General features: G+C 68.4%; 16 protein-coding genes. 3 read left to right on the forward strand and 13 right to left on the reverse strand.

Annotation, left to right across the window (positions count from 1 at the left end; genetic code table 11):
* The first annotated feature begins 59 nt into the window (after window positions 1-59).
* Complete coding sequence (locus tag ACFU5V_RS23215) at window positions 60-869, forward strand: CPBP family intramembrane glutamic endopeptidase (RefSeq protein ID WP_378702228.1); 810 nt, start codon at window positions 60-62, stop codon at window positions 867-869.
* A 12-nt stretch (window positions 870-881) separates the two neighbouring features.
* Here the strand turns inward: ACFU5V_RS23215 and ACFU5V_RS23220 are convergent, their stop codons facing one another.
* The 7 genes from ACFU5V_RS23220 to ACFU5V_RS23250 form a co-directional block, all read right to left on the reverse strand.
* Entirely contained in the window at window positions 882-1,982 is a 1,101-nt protein-coding gene (locus ACFU5V_RS23220) for a DUF6777 domain-containing protein (RefSeq protein ID WP_378441759.1), read from the reverse strand.
* A gap of 70 nt (window positions 1,983-2,052) precedes the next feature.
* Window positions 2,053-2,427, reverse strand: a complete 375-nt coding sequence (locus tag ACFU5V_RS23225) for a nuclear transport factor 2 family protein (protein WP_378441757.1) — start codon at window positions 2,425-2,427, stop codon at window positions 2,053-2,055.
* 161 nt (window positions 2,428-2,588) lie between these two features.
* The gene (locus tag ACFU5V_RS23230) at window positions 2,589-3,998 is read right to left on the reverse strand and encodes an MFS transporter (protein ID WP_378441700.1); all 1,410 of its coding nucleotides are present in this window, start codon (window positions 3,996-3,998) and stop codon (window positions 2,589-2,591) included.
* A gap of 74 nt (window positions 3,999-4,072) precedes the next feature.
* The gene (locus ACFU5V_RS23235) at window positions 4,073-4,801 is read right to left on the reverse strand and encodes an enoyl-CoA hydratase/isomerase family protein (protein WP_378702230.1); all 729 of its coding nucleotides are present in this window, start codon (window positions 4,799-4,801) and stop codon (window positions 4,073-4,075) included.
* Between the two features lie 4 nt (window positions 4,802-4,805).
* Entirely contained in the window at window positions 4,806-6,005 is a 1,200-nt protein-coding gene (locus tag ACFU5V_RS23240) for an acyl-CoA dehydrogenase family protein (RefSeq protein WP_378702232.1), read from the reverse strand.
* A gap of 19 nt (window positions 6,006-6,024) precedes the next feature.
* Window positions 6,025-8,097, reverse strand: a complete 2,073-nt coding sequence (locus tag ACFU5V_RS23245; RefSeq protein ID WP_378702234.1) for an acetate--CoA ligase family protein — start codon at window positions 8,095-8,097, stop codon at window positions 6,025-6,027.
* Complete coding sequence (locus tag ACFU5V_RS23250) at window positions 8,094-8,927, reverse strand: SDR family NAD(P)-dependent oxidoreductase (RefSeq protein WP_378702236.1); 834 nt, start codon at window positions 8,925-8,927, stop codon at window positions 8,094-8,096. The genes ACFU5V_RS23245 and ACFU5V_RS23250 overlap by 4 nt, the downstream gene beginning before the upstream one ends.
* 255 nt (window positions 8,928-9,182) lie before the next feature.
* Between ACFU5V_RS23250 and ACFU5V_RS23255 the strand changes: the two genes are divergently transcribed.
* On the forward strand, window positions 9,183-9,812 hold the full coding sequence (locus ACFU5V_RS23255; protein WP_378702238.1) for a TetR/AcrR family transcriptional regulator: 630 nt from the start codon (window positions 9,183-9,185) through the stop codon (window positions 9,810-9,812).
* 36 nt (window positions 9,813-9,848) lie between these two features.
* A complete protein-coding gene (locus tag ACFU5V_RS23260; protein WP_378702240.1) occupies window positions 9,849-10,760 on the forward strand; it encodes a DMT family transporter in 912 nt (303 codons plus the stop codon).
* A gap of 21 nt (window positions 10,761-10,781) precedes the next feature.
* Here the strand turns inward: ACFU5V_RS23260 and ACFU5V_RS23265 are convergent, their stop codons facing one another.
* The 6 genes from ACFU5V_RS23265 to groL all read right to left on the reverse strand — a co-directional run bounded on the left by ACFU5V_RS23265 (window position 10,782) and on the right by groL (window position 17,030).
* The gene (locus ACFU5V_RS23265) at window positions 10,782-11,132 is read right to left on the reverse strand and encodes a hypothetical protein (RefSeq protein ID WP_378702242.1); all 351 of its coding nucleotides are present in this window, start codon (window positions 11,130-11,132) and stop codon (window positions 10,782-10,784) included.
* Window positions 11,129-11,371 carry a hypothetical protein gene (locus tag ACFU5V_RS23270; protein WP_378702244.1) on the reverse strand — a complete coding sequence of 81 codons (243 nt, stop codon included), beginning with the start codon at window positions 11,369-11,371 and terminating at the stop codon, window positions 11,129-11,131. The genes ACFU5V_RS23265 and ACFU5V_RS23270 overlap by 4 nt, the downstream gene beginning before the upstream one ends.
* A 163-nt stretch (window positions 11,372-11,534) precedes the next feature.
* Window positions 11,535-13,283 carry a sigma-54-dependent Fis family transcriptional regulator gene (locus ACFU5V_RS23275; protein ID WP_378437537.1) on the reverse strand — a complete coding sequence of 583 codons (1,749 nt, stop codon included), beginning with the start codon at window positions 13,281-13,283 and terminating at the stop codon, window positions 11,535-11,537.
* A 282-nt stretch (window positions 13,284-13,565) separates the two neighbouring features.
* Window positions 13,566-14,936: an FAD-binding oxidoreductase gene (locus ACFU5V_RS23280; protein WP_378702246.1), complete on the reverse strand. Its 1,371-nt coding sequence runs from the start codon at window positions 14,934-14,936 to the stop codon at window positions 13,566-13,568.
* Window positions 14,933-15,268 carry a putative quinol monooxygenase gene (locus tag ACFU5V_RS23285; RefSeq protein WP_378702248.1) on the reverse strand — a complete coding sequence of 112 codons (336 nt, stop codon included), beginning with the start codon at window positions 15,266-15,268 and terminating at the stop codon, window positions 14,933-14,935. The genes ACFU5V_RS23280 and ACFU5V_RS23285 overlap by 4 nt, the downstream gene beginning before the upstream one ends.
* Window positions 15,269-15,380: 112 nt before the next feature.
* On the reverse strand, window positions 15,381-17,030 hold the full coding sequence (gene groL, locus ACFU5V_RS23290) for a chaperonin GroEL (RefSeq protein WP_378702250.1): 1,650 nt from the start codon (window positions 17,028-17,030) through the stop codon (window positions 15,381-15,383).
* Window positions 17,031-17,042: the final 12 nt, after the last annotated feature.

The following is a 17,042-nucleotide window of genomic DNA, read 5'->3' on the forward strand; positions in this document are numbered from 1 at the left end:
CGGCAGGTGGTTGCTGCGAAAATTGCCTCTCGCGTCCACCCACCGCAGAGGGGAAGTCGATGAGTGGTGCTTCCGGATCCAGCGCAGCTTCGGTCTACGAACCGGCATCGCCCGGCGACCGGTTCGGACCCCTGATCGAACGCCGCGACGACGCCGACTTCCCGTTCTACGACGGGACGCCCACCGCGCTGTCGGCGCGGCAGTGGATCCTGATGTGGGTGTCCGTCGCCGTCGGTTTCGCGGCCCTGGTCCTCATCCCGCAACCCACCAATCTGGTGGCGTTGATTCCGCGGATCCTGTTCGTCGGCATCCCGCTCACCGTCCTGGCGCTGGTGACGCGCGATCATTGGACCGCACTGTTCCGCAGGGTGCGCGGCCGCGACGTTCTCACGATGATCGGGTTCGCGCTGCTCAACCTGGCCGTCACGTTCACACTGGCGTTGCTCGTGCAGGCCGTGTTCGGGGTGGCGTCCAACAAGGCCGTCGACGGCGTGGGCGAGCGTGGTGCGCTCGACACGGTCGCGTTCTACGTGGGAACCGGGATCCAGTTGGTCGGCGAGGAAGTCTTCACGATCGTCCCGTTCCTCGCAATGATGTATTTCCTGGTCGCCAAGGCGAGGCTGTCCCGGAAGACGGCGATCGTCCTGGCCTGGCTGCTCAGCGCGGTGTGGTTCGGCGCCGCCCACCTCCAGACCTACGACTGGAACTTCGCTCAGGCGTTCATCGTGATCGGCGGGGCCCGGCTGGTCCTCACGCTCGCGTACATCCGCACCAAGAACCTGTGGGTCTCGACGGGCGCGCACATCATCAACGATTGGACGCTGTTCACCCAGGCGGTCGTGGCGCACGCGGCGCTTATCGCCCTCTGACGGAGCCGGGCGTCAGTTCGGGATCGGGATGACGATCGGCGGCAGACCCGGTATCTGCACCTGAATCTGTTGCGGCGGAGCGGGCACCGGCGCGGGAGCGGGCGGCGGGTTGTACACCGGCGGCTCGGGTGCGGGCGGCGGCACGGCGACGGGTGCCGGCGGCGGGGGAGGTGGCGGCGGCGGTGGCGCCGGCGCGGGTTCCGGAGAGGGGACAGGCGCGGGCCGGGGAGCGGCCTGCTGCACCACGGCGGGCGGCGAATCGACCACCGGCGCCTGGGCTTCCACGGGGGCTACCGGATTCGGACGCTCCGCGGGCTGCTGCGGACCGGACCCGATCGGCACCGACGACAATCCGCCGGTCATCAGGTCGACCACGGCCACTTCGGTCATCGCCAGGTTGGAGGGCTGCACGACGTACAGCCGGTCCTGCTGGAACGTCGGCCACGGATCGCCCTCGAGTTTCGCGTCCTGGTTCACCACCGGGGACAGCAGCGGGCTGCCGCGCATGCACCGGACGCGGGGAACGCCGTGGTCGTCGATCAGCACGATGGTCCCGGCCTGGAGCACCGACTGGAATGCCGTCGCGTGGCCGTCGTCGAAGCCGTGATTGGTGACGCGGGTGTCCGCGCGGAGCAGGACGGGGGTGAGGGTCCGGACGTAATTGCGCACGTCGTCGACCTGGAACACACTCGACCAGGCCTCCAACCTCGCGGGATCCCCCTCGAGGTCGTCGACGAGGCGCTGCCGGTCGCAGAGCACGCGGTCGGGGCTTCCGCCGTAGAGTCCGGCGCGGTCACCGACCACCCGGATACCGGCGGCCCGGGGCTCACCCGGCAGGTCGGTTCCGGGCGGGCCGAACGGGACCGTCGTCGGTGTCTGCGGCGGGAGCAGCACCTCGGTCCACGGAAGTTGCCCCTGGTCGGTGGCCCGATCGAGGTCGATCGGGTCGGGGTTGCCCCCGGAACCGGAGGAGCACGCCACGGTCACCGCCGCGGTCAGGACTCCGAGGACCGCCAGCCAGCTACGCGGTGCGCGCCCGGGGCGCGTACCGGCTCGAACGACTCGTCTGCGTCGGGCACGCCGTGCAGCCGGCCCGGCATCGTCGGTGGCCACCCCGCCATCGTAGGCACAGTCGCCGATCGGCCGGGCCGTATTGCGGTGTGGTTGCCGGCCCGGCCGTCGGTCAGCTGGTGATCATGTCCTCCTGCGACCAGAACGCCCGCATCGACGTGATCTTGCCTTCGTCGTCGAAGGTCATGACGTCGATCGGCGCGATCTCGAGCTTCTGCTCGCCGAGATCGGTGACGAGGGAGAAGTGGAACGCCGCCGAGTTGCCGGCGATCTTCAGCGTCAGGAGTTCACCGGTCTGCTTCAGCGGTTCGATCACCCCGTAGAACTCGCGCAGGGATTCCACCGAGGTCCGCGGATCGGTGCCCACCGGGTCCTCCACGGTGGCGCCGTCGGCGTACAGCGCGACGACGTCGTCGGCGGTCCCGGTGGCCACCGCCTCGATGTACCTCTCGACGGTCTTGCGGATGTCTTCTGCGGACGGTGCCATGATGCGACTCCTCGGTCGAATAGAACGTGTTCTAGCCGAGAGAGTAGCGCAGCACGTCGCCGGTGGGGAGACCCTTCTCCCGGGCAGCGGGAGATGGCCGCACAGGGGTCCGCCCCTGCCGACGGGAACGAACGTCGGCAGGGGCGAAGGGAGGCGATCGGTCAGGTTCGCGGCGCGGACGCCTCCTCCAGCTTCTCCGTCCGCGGAGCGCTCGTCGCCGTCACCGGCGCGGCGGACACGGACGACACCTCCTCCAGCGACTTGCCCTTCGTTTCGGGCGACATGAAGAAGCAGATCACGAACGCGACCGCCGTCAGGACCGCGCCGAACAGCATCGTGGTGCCGGTGCCCAGCGAGGAGATGCTCAGCGGCAGCAGGTACGTGCCGGTCGCGGCGCCGAACCGGCTGACGGCGGTGGCGATGCCCACGGCCGTGGCCCGGAACTCCGTGGGGAAGAGCTCGTTGGGGTAGATCCACACCAGGATGCTCGGACCGCCGGAGATGAACGCGTACGCGCAGAACGCGGCGACGATGAACCACAGCGGCCCGTCCGCCCACAACCACAACCCGGCCAGCGGAATCACCATCAGCGCCAACGGAATCACCGCGATCGGGCGCCGGCCCCACTTCTCGACCAGGAACAGCGCGGGAATGGATCCGGCGACGATGAGTCCGATGATGACGGTCTCGACGATCAGCCCCGCGGAACCGTCGCCGGAGATCGAGAATCCGGACAGGATCGTGGGCAGGAACGTCAGCAGCGCGTAGAGCGGGGTGACGACCGCCAGATACAGGGCGCTGCACATGATCAGCCGGGCGAGATACTGGCCCCGGAAGTAGATCCCGATGTCGGCCTTCGGCTTGTCGGCGGTGTCTTCGACGGTGACCGTGCTCAGATCCAGCTTCTCCCCGTAGATCTGCTCGACCACGGCCTCGGCGTCCGCGACCCGGCCGTTCTTCAGGAGCCACCGCGGCGACTCCGGGATTCCGCGCCGCACGAGGATCACGATCAGACCCAGGACCGCACTCGACGCGAGCAGCAGACGCCAGTGGTCGTTGCCGCCGGAGATCCCGACGACGAGCGCCCCGACCACGTAGGCGGCGACGGCACCCGCCGACCATGCGACGGCGGACATCCCGACCATCGCGCCGCGCTTGCGGGTCGGAGTGAACTCGGTGAGGAGCGAGGTGGCGATGGGGTAGTCCGCGCCGATGGCCGCGCCGATGACGAACCGCAGCACGATCAGCTGCCACGGCAACTGCACGAACACCGACAGCACGCATGCGACGACCAGCACCACCAGGTCGAGGGCGTACATCTTCTCCCTGCCCACCCGGTCGGTGAGGAAGCCGAACACGGTGGCGCCGAAGAAGATACCGATCAGCGAGGCCGCACCGATCAACCCGGCCTCGGCCGTCGTCGGGTGTAGCTGCTCGTGCACGCCGAGCAGGGCCACGCCGATGATGCTCATGACGTACCCGTCCAGGAATGGTCCGCCACAGCACGCGATCAGGAGCTTGGTGTGGAACCCGCGTTTGGCGGGTCTGTCCATCACGTCGAAGGAACTCATGTCGTCTCCACTACGTAGATTGGTGCCGTCACCCTCGGGGTGGCGGTCGAGTCGGCCGCACTCGGCCGGAACCGCTAAGGGGTTGTCTTGTTCAGCGCCGAGTAGGCGAGCTGCTCGAGCAGCAGCGACGCGTGGTGCGGGGCGTCCGCGCTGACGTCCAGCACCTGCTTGGTGATGCTCAGCGCCAGAGGCGAATACGCCGCGAGTTCGTGCGCGATGCTCAATGCCTGCTTCACGTGCTCCGCCGGAGGGGCGATCTCGCTGACGACGCCCCAGCGTTCGGCGTCCGCGTGATCGAAGCGCCGACCGCGCAGCACGAGGTCGCGGGCACGGCCGGCACCGGCGATGCGGATGATGCGGGTGACGCCGCCGGAGCTGGGGAGGATCCCGATGCCGATCTCCGGGAACCCGAAGACCGCGGCCGGATCGGCGACCCGGATGTCGGTCGCGAGGGCCAGTTCGAGGCCGCCGCCGAGGCAGTAGCCGGTGATCGCGGACACCGTGGGCTGCGGGAGCGCCGCGAGCGCCTCGTACACCGACCCGGAGGTCCGGTAGTACTCGGCGATCGCCTCCGGCGTCATCTCCCGCAGTTCGGTGACGTCCGCGCCGGCCGAGAACACCGAGTCGCCCCCGGTGACGACCACGGCCCGACTGGACTTCACCTCGGGTGAGCCCAGCGCGGCGAGCAGCGCGGCTTCCATGTGCGTGGACAGCGCATTCCGCTTCCGTTCGCGCCGCAGGGTGACGACGGCGACGTCGCCGTCCCGGCGCACGTCGACGGTTCCGGTGTTCTCGGTCGGCATCGTGTTACTTCTCCCCGGCCTCGTAGCGGAAGGACAGCAGGTTCTCGAGACCCCGCTTGTTGGCCTCGTTCGCGATGACCAGGCGCTGGATCTCCGACGTGCCCTCCCAGATGCGGTCGACGCGCAGTTCGCGCCACAGCCGCTCGACGGGGTAGTCGCGGATGTAGCCGCGGCCGCCGAAGATCTGGACGGCCCGGTCGACCACCCGGTTCGATGCCTCGGACGCGGCGAGCTTCACGGTCGCAGCCTTGGCGTGCAGGGTCTTTCGCAGATCGGCATCGTTCGGGTCGGCCTGGTCGAACTCCCATGCCACCTGGTGGGTGAGCGCCCGGTTGGTGGTGATGTCCACAACGGAATCGGCGATCATGCCCTGGATCAGCTGCCGGTTGATCAGCGGCTCGCCGCCCTGCACCCGCTCCCGCGCCCAGTCGACGGCCAGGGTCAGCGCCCGCTCGGCCGCACCGATCGTGCGTGCGCCGATCATCAACCGCTCCTCCGTGAACCAGTCACGGGTGAGGTCGTGGCCCTGCCCGATGCCGCCGAGCACGGCGTCCGCGCCGACTCGCACGTTCTCGAACGTGAACTCGGGGTGCTCGTAGACGAACGTGTGCGTGTAGCGGGGGATGTGCTTGATCTTCACGCCCGGGGTGTCGACGTCGATCAGAAAAATCGTTGCGGCGTTGTCGGGTTCGACGTTGGCCAGCACGATGAGGTAGTCGGCGACGTCACCGACCGTGACGAACCACTTCTCGCCGTTGATGATGTATCCGCCGTTGCCGTCGGGGGTCGCGGTGGTGCTCGCCGCGGAGAAGTCCGAACCGGCGTTGGCCTCGGAGATGGCGACGGCGTCGCGGCGGTCACCGCGGGCGCCGGGAATCAGGTACCGCTCCCGCTGCTCGGGGGTCGCGTGGGTCAGCGGGTTCGCCGGCCGCCACACCGTGTCCCACAGCGCATTGGTGAGCTTGCCGAGTTCGTCCTGCACGACGGCCTGCTCGAGCACCGTCAGTCCGGCTCCGCCGTATTCGACGGGGGTGTTGATCGCCTGAAGTCCCGCTGCGAGGACGGCCGCCTTGATGGTGGCGTGGGATTCGTCGGAGATCCCGTTGTTGCGTTCGCACTCGTCCTCGAACTGCATGATCGTGTCGGTCAGGGCGCGGGCGCGCTCCTTGAGGTCGGCGAGGCGGGGGCTGTATGCGAATTCCATGGTTCAGAACTTCCTTGTGTCAGTTGGTGTTCGATGAGTTCAGGACGATGCGCGCGTCTAGTCCGAGGGCTTGCTTCGGGGTGACGAGCAGGGGGTTGATCTCGAGTTCCGCGATCTCGGGATGCGCGGTGGCCACGGCGGTGATCGCGGCGATGGCGTCCGCGGCCGCGTCGATGTCGATCGGCGGCCTGCCGCGCACCCCTCGGAGCAGAGCGGACGCCCGCAAGTTGTCGAGCAGGCCGCGGGCGGTCTCCGCGTCGACCGGCGCCAGCGCGAAGGACACGTCGGCGAGGACCTCGGTGAAGATGCCGCCGAGACCCACCATGGCGACGGGGCCGAACCGCGGGTCGGTCTGGACCCCGACGATGAGTTCGACACCCTCACTCAGGTCGGCCATCGCCTCGACGCAGTAGGCGGACGCTCCGAGCGAGGCGTCCATGCGGGTGAACGCGTCGGCGAGTTGTTCCGCCGACCCCAGACCCAGGGCGACCCCGCCGGAGTCGGACTTGTGCAGCAGGCCCATCGCTTTCAGGACCACCGGGAATCCGACGGCCTCGGCCGCCGCCACCGCCTCCGCACAGTTCCGCACCAGACGCGCCGCGGGGAATTCGACGCCGGCGCCGCGGAACAGTTCACGCGAATCCCAGTACGCGTCGCTGGTCACCGGCGCGGGCGGCAGACTGTCCGTACCCGCCTGATCCTGCGGCGCAGTGGTTTCGGCGATGACGCCGAGCGCCCCGGCGGCGTCCTCCACCGCGCGGAAGACCGGGACCCCGCTGTCGGCGAGCACCCTCGCCGCGGCGCTGTCGGGATGCATCGTGTGCACGACGACCGGTTTGCCGTGGGCACGAGCCGTTTCCGCCATCGCTCGGGCGGTCTCGATCTCCTTGCGCGCCAGGTTCTCACCGTAGCTGCCGTAGCCGCCGAAATATCCGGTGAGAAGCACGGAATCGACCGCCGGGCTGTGCAGGATGGTGTCGAGAACGGAGACGAACGAGGTGATGTCCTGTTCCCCGGCGCCCGCGAGGTCGACCGGATTGGTCACTCCTGCGGACGGCGGCAACAGTTCGCGCAGCGCGCCGCTGATGTCGGCGGGGAACTCCGGAACCGTGAGTCCGGCCGCCTCCACCACGTCGGACGCGACACCCGCGTGCCCGCCGCCGTCGGCGACGACACCGACCCGGCGCACGTCCGCGGGTCCGTACCCGAGGAGGGTCGCGGCGACGTCCGCGAGTTGCCGCGGGCTCGACACCCGGTACACCCCGGCCGCGCGGCAGGCCGCGTCGATGACCGCGCTGTCGGACGTCAGCGATCCTGTGTGGGACTGCGCCCCGCGGATGGAGGCCTCGCTGCCGCCCACCGTCAGCAGCAGCACCGGCTTCCCGGCCCGCGACGCCTGAGCGGCGGCATCGACGAACGCCCGCCCGTCGCCGAAGTCCTCGCAGTACACGGCGATGAGTTCGGTGTCGTCGTGCTCGACGCACGACCGGATGAGGTCGGCGGCGCCGAGATCAGCCTGGTTCCCCAGCGAGGCGAACCGGGAGAACCCGTGTCCGCGGGCCTCGAGGAACTGGCTGAGTTCGAGTGCCATATTGCCGCTCTGGGAGAGCAGCGCGACCCTTCCGGCGGGCAGCGGGTTCGACGCCAGCGTCAGCGCGGTGCTCGAGTCCAGCACGCCCAGGCAGTTCGGACCGAGGAGGACCGCGCCGGCCTCCCGCACCCGCGCCACCACCCGATCCTGCACCGCCTTTCCGGCAGCGCCGAGTTCGGCGAAACCGGCGGTGACGCCGACGATTGCGGTGGCGCCGGCTGCGAGGGCGTCGTCGACGGCCTCCTCGAAACCCTGTGCCGGCACGGTGATCACAACGAGGTCGACTCGTTCGTCGAGTTCCGACAGGCTCCGGAGCGACGGCTGACCGAGAATGCGCTCGCCGCGCCGGTTGACGAGGTGGACCGACCGGTGGCCGGTCATCCGGAGCGCCTGGACGCTGATCCAGTTGCCGTACTTGGTTTCGTCGTTGCTCGCACCGAGGACGGCGACCGACCGCGGATCGAACAGTGCCGTGAGGTCGCGGCCGGTGATCGTGCTCATCGGGTCTCCTCGACCTTCGGTGCGGGATGGCCGGCGCCCCAGGCGTCGGCGCCGCCGTCGATCACCAGCGTGGTCCCGGTGACGTAACTGCCTGCGGGCGAGGCGAGGAACGTGACGACCCCGGACACGTCCTCGGCCGTGCCCAGGCGTCCGAGCGGCACCGCGGACGTCCACTGCGCGCGGGCCTCTTCCGTGTAGTTCTCCTCCATGCCCTCCGTCGCGATGGTGCCGGGGGCGATGCAGATCGACCGGATTCCGTACCGGCTCCACTCCAGCGACAGTCCGGAGGCGAGGTTTTCCAGGGCCGCGCGGGCCGACGTCGCGTGGACCATCGATGCGATTCCCCGGCGCGGGGAGAACGCCATGAAGAAGATGCATCCCGACCGCTGCGGAATCATCGCGCGGACGGCGACCTCCCGGGTGACCGCCCAGGTGGCGTCGACGGCGAGACGGTGAACGGCGCGCCACCCCTTGCTCGTGATGTCCTCGGCCGGCGCCGCGAACTGACCGCCGGCGTTGTTGACCAGAATGTCGATGCGGCCGAACCGCTCCAGGGCCCGATCGACCAGGGCGGTCACCTGCTCTTCTTCGCGAATGTCCGCGGGCACCGCGAGCGCCCGTCCGCCCAGTGCCTCGATCTCGGCGACGGTCTTCTCGAGGGGCTCGGGCCTGCGGCCGCTGATCACTACGTCGGCTCCACACCGCGCCATGTCCAGTGCGATCGCGCGCCCTATCCCGGTGCCTCCACCGGTGATCAGTGCCACCCGCCCGCGATGGACGTCGGGTCGCAGCACCTGCCCGGCGCCTCCACCTGGGTTCTCACATTCCATCGAGCGTTCGCCTCTCGTCGCTACGGTTCCGACCAACGGGGGTCTGACTGATGCATCAGTTATACCGTGATTCAGCCCACAAATGTCAAGGCTTTTGCCGAAACTGATCCGAGGGTCAGATGTGGTCCCCGATTGTTTCGTGGCGTTTAGCTGCGGTTATGCCGCTCGCGATCGGCTGCGGATCGTTTTCGAGGCCGGTAGCCGTCGTCTGACTGATGCGTCAGTTTGTGTCGTATGATTTGATGGATCAGTCAGATGACAATCGAAGGAGGGACAGTGACCGCTCAACTCACCGAGGACGCGCGCCGAACGGCGATACTCGATGCTGCGGCTCAACTGATCGCCGAGCGCGGATACCACTCGGTCCGCATCTCCGACATCGCCCAGGTCGTCGGCACCAGCACCGGGGCGGTGCACTACTACTTCCCCGGCAAGAGCGACGTCCTGACCGCCGCCCTCCGCCACGCCATCGACAACGCCTTCGACCGGCAGAGCCGCGAACTGAAGGCGATCGACAACGCCCACGAACGACTGCTCCGCTTGATCGACATGCAGTTGCCCCGAGTCGGGCCACTGCGCGACGAGTGGTCCATCTGGTTGCAGTTCTGGGCCGAGGCCACGCTTCGGCCCGAACTCCGCCCGTTCCACAACACGTACTACGCGCGCTGGCACGAGACCGTCGTCAAGATCGTCCGGCGCGGACAACGGCAGGACATCTTCCGCACCGACGTCGACCCGGAGACCATCGCGCAGAGGCTGACCGCGCTCACCGACGGAACCGCCATCCAGGTCCTCACCGGCGCACCGAACATGACCGTCGCCGCGATGAAAGAGGTACTCGTGCAGTTCGTCCACGACGAACTGGTCGCGCCGCGCACATGGTGACCCGGCCTCCGCGGGCCGCCCGGCGCGTTCGGGCCGATGGTCGCTAGCTCCACGGAACGGCGGACGCGCGGCGGCGGTGCGGTCGCCTGGGGATGCGGCGCCGCCTCCGCGATCGCCTACGGACTCACCCCCACGTTCGCCGCGATCGGCTACGCCGGCGGCGTGTCACCGGCCGTCCTCGTCTGCCTCCGCAGCCTCGTCGGCGCCGCACTGCTGTTCCTTCTCGCCTGGTCCACCGGAAGGCTGAAGGGCGTCACCGGGAAGTCCGCCGTCGGACTGTGCTGCATCTGCGGCCCACTCTTCGGCATCCAGTTGCTGTGTTTCTTCGCGGCAGTGCGGGTCACCGGCGCCCAGATCGCGGTCGTGATCGTCCACATCTACCCGCTGTTCGTGATGGCACTCGTCTGGGTGGTCACCCGGAACAGGATCAACCGCGGTCAGCTGGTGCTGGCCGTCGCGATGTCCGGCGGCATCGCACTCGTCGCGGGCGCCGGCGCCTCCGCGGTCGCCGTGAACGGGGCCGTGCTCGCCCTCCTCAGCGCCGCCGGGTACGCGCTGTACCTGGTGGTCGGGGAACGATGGGTGCACCAGGTCAGCCCCGTCGCCGCGGGCGCACTCGCATCACTCGGCGCCGGAATCGCCACCGGCGCGATCGCCGTCGTCGACGGACAGTCCTGGACGTTCGCACCCAGCGGGTGGGGGTCCATCCTGGTCCAGGGACTCCTCCTGATGCCCATCGGAATCGGCTGCTCCTTCATCGCCGTGCGCGCACTCGGATCCGCGTCCGTCGCCCTCCTCGGACTGCTCGAACCGGTGGTCGGGGTGCTCGCCGCACAGGTCCTGCTGGGCGAGCAACTGTCCCCAGCTCAGTGGGCGGGGATGGCCGTGGTCCTCCTCGCCTCCGCGGCCCTCCCCGCCATGCGCTCCGCGCCCGTGAGTACTTGTTAACTACGGGCGGTTAATAAGTACTCACGGGGCGAAGCCCAAGCTGGCACGACAGGCGACCACCAGACGCGCGGTGGCGGGGCTGCCACCGTCACCGCAGGCCGGGCAGACCATCGCGACCGTCCGTGCCACCTCGTCCACGGTCACCGTGAGCGGCACGCCGCATCGACGGCACCAGCGGTGCCGGGTGATTGCGTTGACGTGGACCGGCGACGCGACGCACTGGTGGATCCACCGCCGGTGCAACGGACACGTCGTGCGGTCGTCCGGGGATAGGCGCTGCGCGTCCTCGGCGGCGTCCTCCCGCGCGAGTTGATCACTCAGTGTCGCGTGGCGAAGGCGCGGGGCCTGCCGGATCGTGCAGGGAGTTGTCACGGGGTCACCTCGACGAGATCGAACCGGGAATGCAGTTGCGCCCACGTCGTGCGACGCCGGCCGTCGGGAGTGCGGTAGCCGCTGCCCGGCTCCGGAACCCAGGTTCGCATCAGATCGTCACGTACGGCGGGACGGTCGGCGGGTTCGGACGTGTGCGCCAGCCCGGCGACCAGCCACACGCGAGCGGTCTTGCAGCGCGATTCCGAGTGGGTCACTGCGCCAGACGGATTCGTGTTCATGGGTCGTCCTAGTCCACTCCGGCCGCGGATTTGTACCCGAAGGAGATTGCTCCTCGACGAGTCGAGATCCGCGTGGGTTTGTCTGTCTGACCTCATGTTCCGCCGTCGGCGGCGCGATGACTGTCTCATTTCCTGACACGAACGGAGGATGACGAACGGCGCGTCAGACGTCGATGCCGAATTCCTTGATCTTGCGGTAGATCGTGGCACGCGAGATGCCGAGAGCTGTTGCCGCGGCTTTCTTGTTGCCGTGGTTCTCCTCGAGGCTGCGCACGATAGCGTCGCGTTCGAGCGCTTCGATCTGGGTGAGGGTGTGCCGGCTCAGGGCCCTGCACATCGGGGGCAGCTGCTCGACTTCGACGACACCGGAGCGCTGACGTTGGACGACCTCGTGCAGGACCTGCCGGAGTTCGGTGACGTTTCCGGGCCAGCTGTACTTGCAGAGTTGGCGCATTGCCGCAGGCGAGAGGGACAGCTCCGCGCCGCGACCGAGTTGTCGTAGCAGATGCGGTACCAGACTGTGCAGATCGTCGATGCGATGCCGCAGGGCCGGCATCGTGACGGTGTGGCTGAAGTGGGGAAGGAGCAGTGCATCGAGATCGGTGCTGTGATCGGTGCCGCCGATGGTCGCGCCGACCCAGCCGGCATGTTCGCGCCCTTGGATCAGGTCGGCGACAACCCGCTGCTGTGGCTCGCTGAGCAGGTCGATGTCGCGCAGGATCACGCTGAATCGTTCCTGGTCGAGTTCCTGTTCGAGGGCCGGCAGCGCGGCGCCGTCGTCGGCGAGTTCGGCTGCCGTGAAGATCCGGGTTCGAATGGGAATATGCTCGACGGCAACAGCTTTGAGAGCGGCTCCGCGCCCACTTCCGGGCTCACCCGACACGATGACCCACTGCTGCTCGCGTGCGCAGCGGGCGATCTGCTGGCAGGTGCGGCGCCAGGACGCGCTGGTGCCGGTGACGCCGGGAAGCACGGTGCTTGCCAGTGCGGAGGCGACAGATGACGTGGGGACGTCGAGGAGATGTACGTAGAACAAGGCCATCGGCCTGCGGGCTCCGAGCCCGAAGTCCTCGATCGAGGACAACCTGGCCGTCTGACCGCTCGGCAGGGCGACGATATGCCGATAGGCGGCGTTGACGCTGCTCAGGTCGACGGCGTGTTCGAGTAGCGCTGCCTGATCCAGGGCGTCCAGCGCCACGCGAAGTCGCCGGTTGACGAGGACGACATCGTCTCCGAGCGCCAGCACCCCGGTCTGCGGCGATCGGCGGCACGCCTTGAGATACGCGTTGAGCAACGAGGTCTGGTCGGCGCTGGCCTGCGCCAGGAGACGGCCTTCGATCTGAGCCGTGGCGGATTTGGCGAGCGTGGCCAGCAACGGGCCCCCGTCCTCTACCCAGCCGGTGAGATCGAGTGCCCCCACGAGAGTGCCGGACATCGGATGGGTGATCGGGACACCCGCGCAGGCCAGTTGCCCGAGGCAGCCGGCATAGTGTTCGGCACCCGTGACGAGGGTGGGCTGGCGCGTCTCCAGGGTCGTGCCGATGCCGTTGGTGCCGGCGAACTCTTCCGAGTAGCTGTAACCGGGTATCAGTTGGACGTCGTCGAGGGTGCGATTGAGTTGCCGGCTGGCGGTGATCCTGGTCAGGATCACTCCGTCAGCCGACGTCAGGATCACGCTGACCGGTTCGTCGACCAGGCCGTCCGCGAGTTGTCGCAACACGGGTTCGGCAGCCGCGACGAGAGGACAGTCCAGATTCGGCTCTCGGACGAACGGGAGGTCGAGTTGATCAGGGCTCACCTCGAGCGACTTCGATCGTTGCCAGGAGAACGAGATGGGTTGGCGAACGGAGCTGTCGAGATCGTTGTCGGCGAGAAACAACTCCCGCGCCTTCTGCAGGTCCTTGGTGGTCATGCCGTGTTTACGCCCCGTTTCTCCACAGGTCTATGAACCTGAGCGTACGTCGTCTCGATGTGAGACGCGTCTCAATATGAGACGGTCCGTCGGGGGGTGTTCGACCGGCGCCCGGGTACCGGTCAGTACTTCGAGGACGCTCGCGAGGTCGGCCGGCGTGAGGGTGCCCGGAACCGGAGGAGGGCCGGGTTGAGTGCGGGGACGGCCGCGCCGCCGTCCGGGGTGCGCTGTCATGGTCGGGGCCTTTCGTCGCGGGGTGGGGCGGATGCAGGGCCGTGGTCGTCATATCGCGCGGCCCGGGTTCAGAATTCCGGTCGGGTCGAACGCCGCCTTGATTCCTGACATCAGGGATCTCTCCACCGAGCCGATCATGGGTTCGAGGTAGCGGCGTTTGAGGCTGCCGACGCCGTGCTCGCCAGTGATCGATCCGCCCAGCGCCAGACATCGCGTCACCATCTCGTCGAAGGCCCGATGGGCCCGGTCGGCGGCGTCGGGGTCGGCCGCGTCGAACACGATCGTGGGGTGGAGGTTCCCGTCGGCGGCGTGCCCGAACGTACCGATGAGCAGGCGGTGGCGATCGGCGATCCGGGTAATGGCGTCGAGCATGTGCGGTAGCCGGGGGACCGGCACGGCCAAGTCGTCGAGCAGGGTGCTGCCGCGGCGTTCCAGGGCGGTCAGCGCCACACGGCGCGCCTGCATGAGGGCGTCACCTTCGGCGGCGTCGGTGCTCACGTACAACTCGGTGGCCGCGGCGGCGCGGCAGGCGTCCGCGCTGCGCTGGGCTTCCGCCTCGGCGGCGTCACCGTCGCACTGGATCAGCAGCAGCGCTCCGGCCGTCTCGTCGAGACCCATGCGGGTCATGTCGTTGACGGCCGCGATGGTGGTGCGGTCCATGAGTTCGACCAGACTCGGGTCGGCCACCGCCTGAATCGCCAGCACCGCGTCGACCGCCTGGACGGTATCGGGGAAGGCGGCGACGACGGTGGCCGTGTGCACCGGGGTCCGGCGCAGCCGCACGGTTGCCTCGACGATCACCGCCAGGGTGCCCTCGGACCCGACCAACAATTGCGTGAGGTTCAGGCCGGCCACGTTCTTGCGGGTGGCAGCGCCGGTGTGGATGATGCGTCCGTCCGCGAGGACCGCTTTGATCCGGGCGACGTGGTCGCCGGTGACCCCGTATTTTGCGCAGCACGGCCCGCCGGCATTGGTCGCGAGGTTCCCGCCGATCGTGGAGATGGCACGACTGCCGGGGTCGGGGACGTACCACAGTCCGTGTACTGCCACCGCGGCCGCGAGGTCGCCGTTGATCACTCCCGCCTCGACCGTGGCGGTGCGGGACTGTTCGTCGACGGCGAGGATCCGGTCGAGTTTCTCGGTACTCAGCACGATGCAGCCGTCGACCGCGTTGGCTCCGCCGGCCAGCCCGGTGCCCGCACCTCTCGTCACGACCGGAATACCATGTCGGTGCGCTGTTTTCAGAGTCGCGACGACATGGTCGACGGTCCGGGCGCGGACGACGGCAAGCGGAAGCCCCGACGGGCAGAGTAACGCCTGATCGCGGGTGTAGGAGATCATGGTGTCGCCGTCGGTCATCACGGCGTCGCCCAGTTCCGCGATCAAATCCGCGACGGGACCGCCCGTCACGACCGTCATGCCTTGGCCTGCGTGACTTCCAGCTCTCCCATCCGCGACCAGTCCTCCCCCGGTATCTCCGTGTGGATGATGCGCGGTGTCTCACTCAGCGCGGGACGCATCGCGTCCAGTCCCTTCCGGAAGTGGTCGGCGGCGACGTGGTCGGAGCCGGCCTGCCCGTCCCGGAACGCCTCGATCAATACGAATTCGGCGGGATCGTCGGCGCTGCGGTGCCACTCGAACCACAGATTGCCCGGTTCGGATCGGGTCGCGTCGGTGAACTCCTTGGTGACGAGCAGCCAGTCGTTCTGATGCTTGTCGAGGACCTTAAACTTCAGCACGATGAAAATCACGATGCTTCACTTTCTTTCGGACATACGGACGCCGGAGGGGTGGGCTTGCGCGAGCAGGGAGAGCGGGTCACCGCCTCGTCAGACGGTCGTGGCGGCGACCCACTCGGCTGCGTCAGTAGATGTTCGACGGGCGGACCATGCCTTCGGCGAGATCGCCGAAGCCGGGCGCCATGATGGCGCCGGGATTGCCGATGATCTCCTCCACCACAGCGGTTTCGGTGGTGATCAGCAGTGCCGCGATCGAGGCCGCACTTTCGAGTGCGGCGCGGGTGACCTTGAACGGGTCGATCACCCCGTCGTCGAACATGTCTCCGTATTCACCGGTGAGCGCGTTGAACCCGTGCCCGAGCGGCAGACCGGCGACCACCTCGACGACGTCGTCGCCGTCGAATCCGGCGTTGATCGCGATCCAGCGCAGCGGTTCGGCGAGGGCGCGCCGTACGACGTCGCACCCGATGGCCTCGTCTCCGGACAGGTCGAGGTCGGCCAGTGCCCGGTGTGACTGTGCCAGCGCGGTGCCACCGCCGGAGACGATGCCTGCCTCCACCGCCGCGCGGGTCGCGGCCAGGGCGTCCTCGACGCGCAGCATCCGCTCCTTGAGTTCGACACTGGTCGCGCCGCCGACGCGGATGACGGCGACCCTCCCGGTGAGCCGGGCGATGCGCAGTTCGAGGCTTTCCTGATCTGCCTCGATCTTGGCGCGCTCGAGCTGGGACTCCAGCTGGGCGATGCGGGCGTCGAGTAGGCGCTGGTCGCCGTGGCCACCCACGATCGTGGTCTCGTTCTCGGTCACCGTGATCCGGTCACACGAACCGAGATGCTCGACGCTGACCTCGGACAGTTCGATCCCGGTGTCCTTGGCGATCACGTGCCCACCGAGCGCCACCGCGAGGTCTTCGAGTTCGGCGACCCGGCGGTGCCCGAAACCGGGCGCCCGGACGACCACCGACTGCATCGTCTTGTGCATGTTGCCGCCGACGAGCAGTTGCAGGGCCGGCCCGTCGACCTCCTCGGCGAGCACCACCAGCGGCCGGTCGGCGCGCTTGGCGACCTCGACGGCCGGCATGATCTCCTGGACCTGGGTGATCTTCTTGTTGGTCAGCAGGATCAGCGGATCGGCGTGGACCGCTTCCATCCGCTCCGGGTCGGTGACCATGTATCCCGAGGTGTAGCCGTGGTCGAACTCGATGCCGTCGACGATGTCGACGGACAACCCGAGGGTGTCGCTTTCCTCGGTGGTGACGACTCCGGACTTGCCGACGTAGTCGACGGCCTTCGAGATGGCGTGTCCGATCACGTCGTCGTCGCTGGCGGCGAGCGTCGCGATGCGTTGCAGATCGCTCTGGCCGCCGATCTGGGTGGCCTGTTCGCGGAGGGAGTCGACGACGACGGACACGGCTCGTTCGATGCCGCGTCGGACCCGCATGGGGTTGGCTCCGGCCTCGACGGAGCGCAGCCCCTCACGGACCATGGCCTGGGCGAGCACGGTTGCGGTGGTGGTGCCGTCGCCGACGACACCGTTGGTCTTCATCGCCACCTCCTTCACCAGCTGGGCGCCCATGTTCGCGAACGGTTCGCGGAGCTGGATCTCGCGCGCGATGGTCACGCCGTCGTTGGTGATGGTCGGCGGCCCGGTGAGTTTCTCGAGCACCGCGTTGCGCCCCTTGGGGCCGAGGGTCACCTTGACCGCGTCGGCGAGGGCGTTGACGCCGTGTTCGAGTCGGGCTCGGGCGTCCGTGTTGTACCGCAGCTCTTTTGCCATGGCTGATGGTCC

The organism is Rhodococcus sp. NPDC057529 (genome assembly GCF_042802055.1).
GTDB lineage: Bacteria > Actinomycetota > Actinomycetes > Mycobacteriales > Mycobacteriaceae > Rhodococcus_F.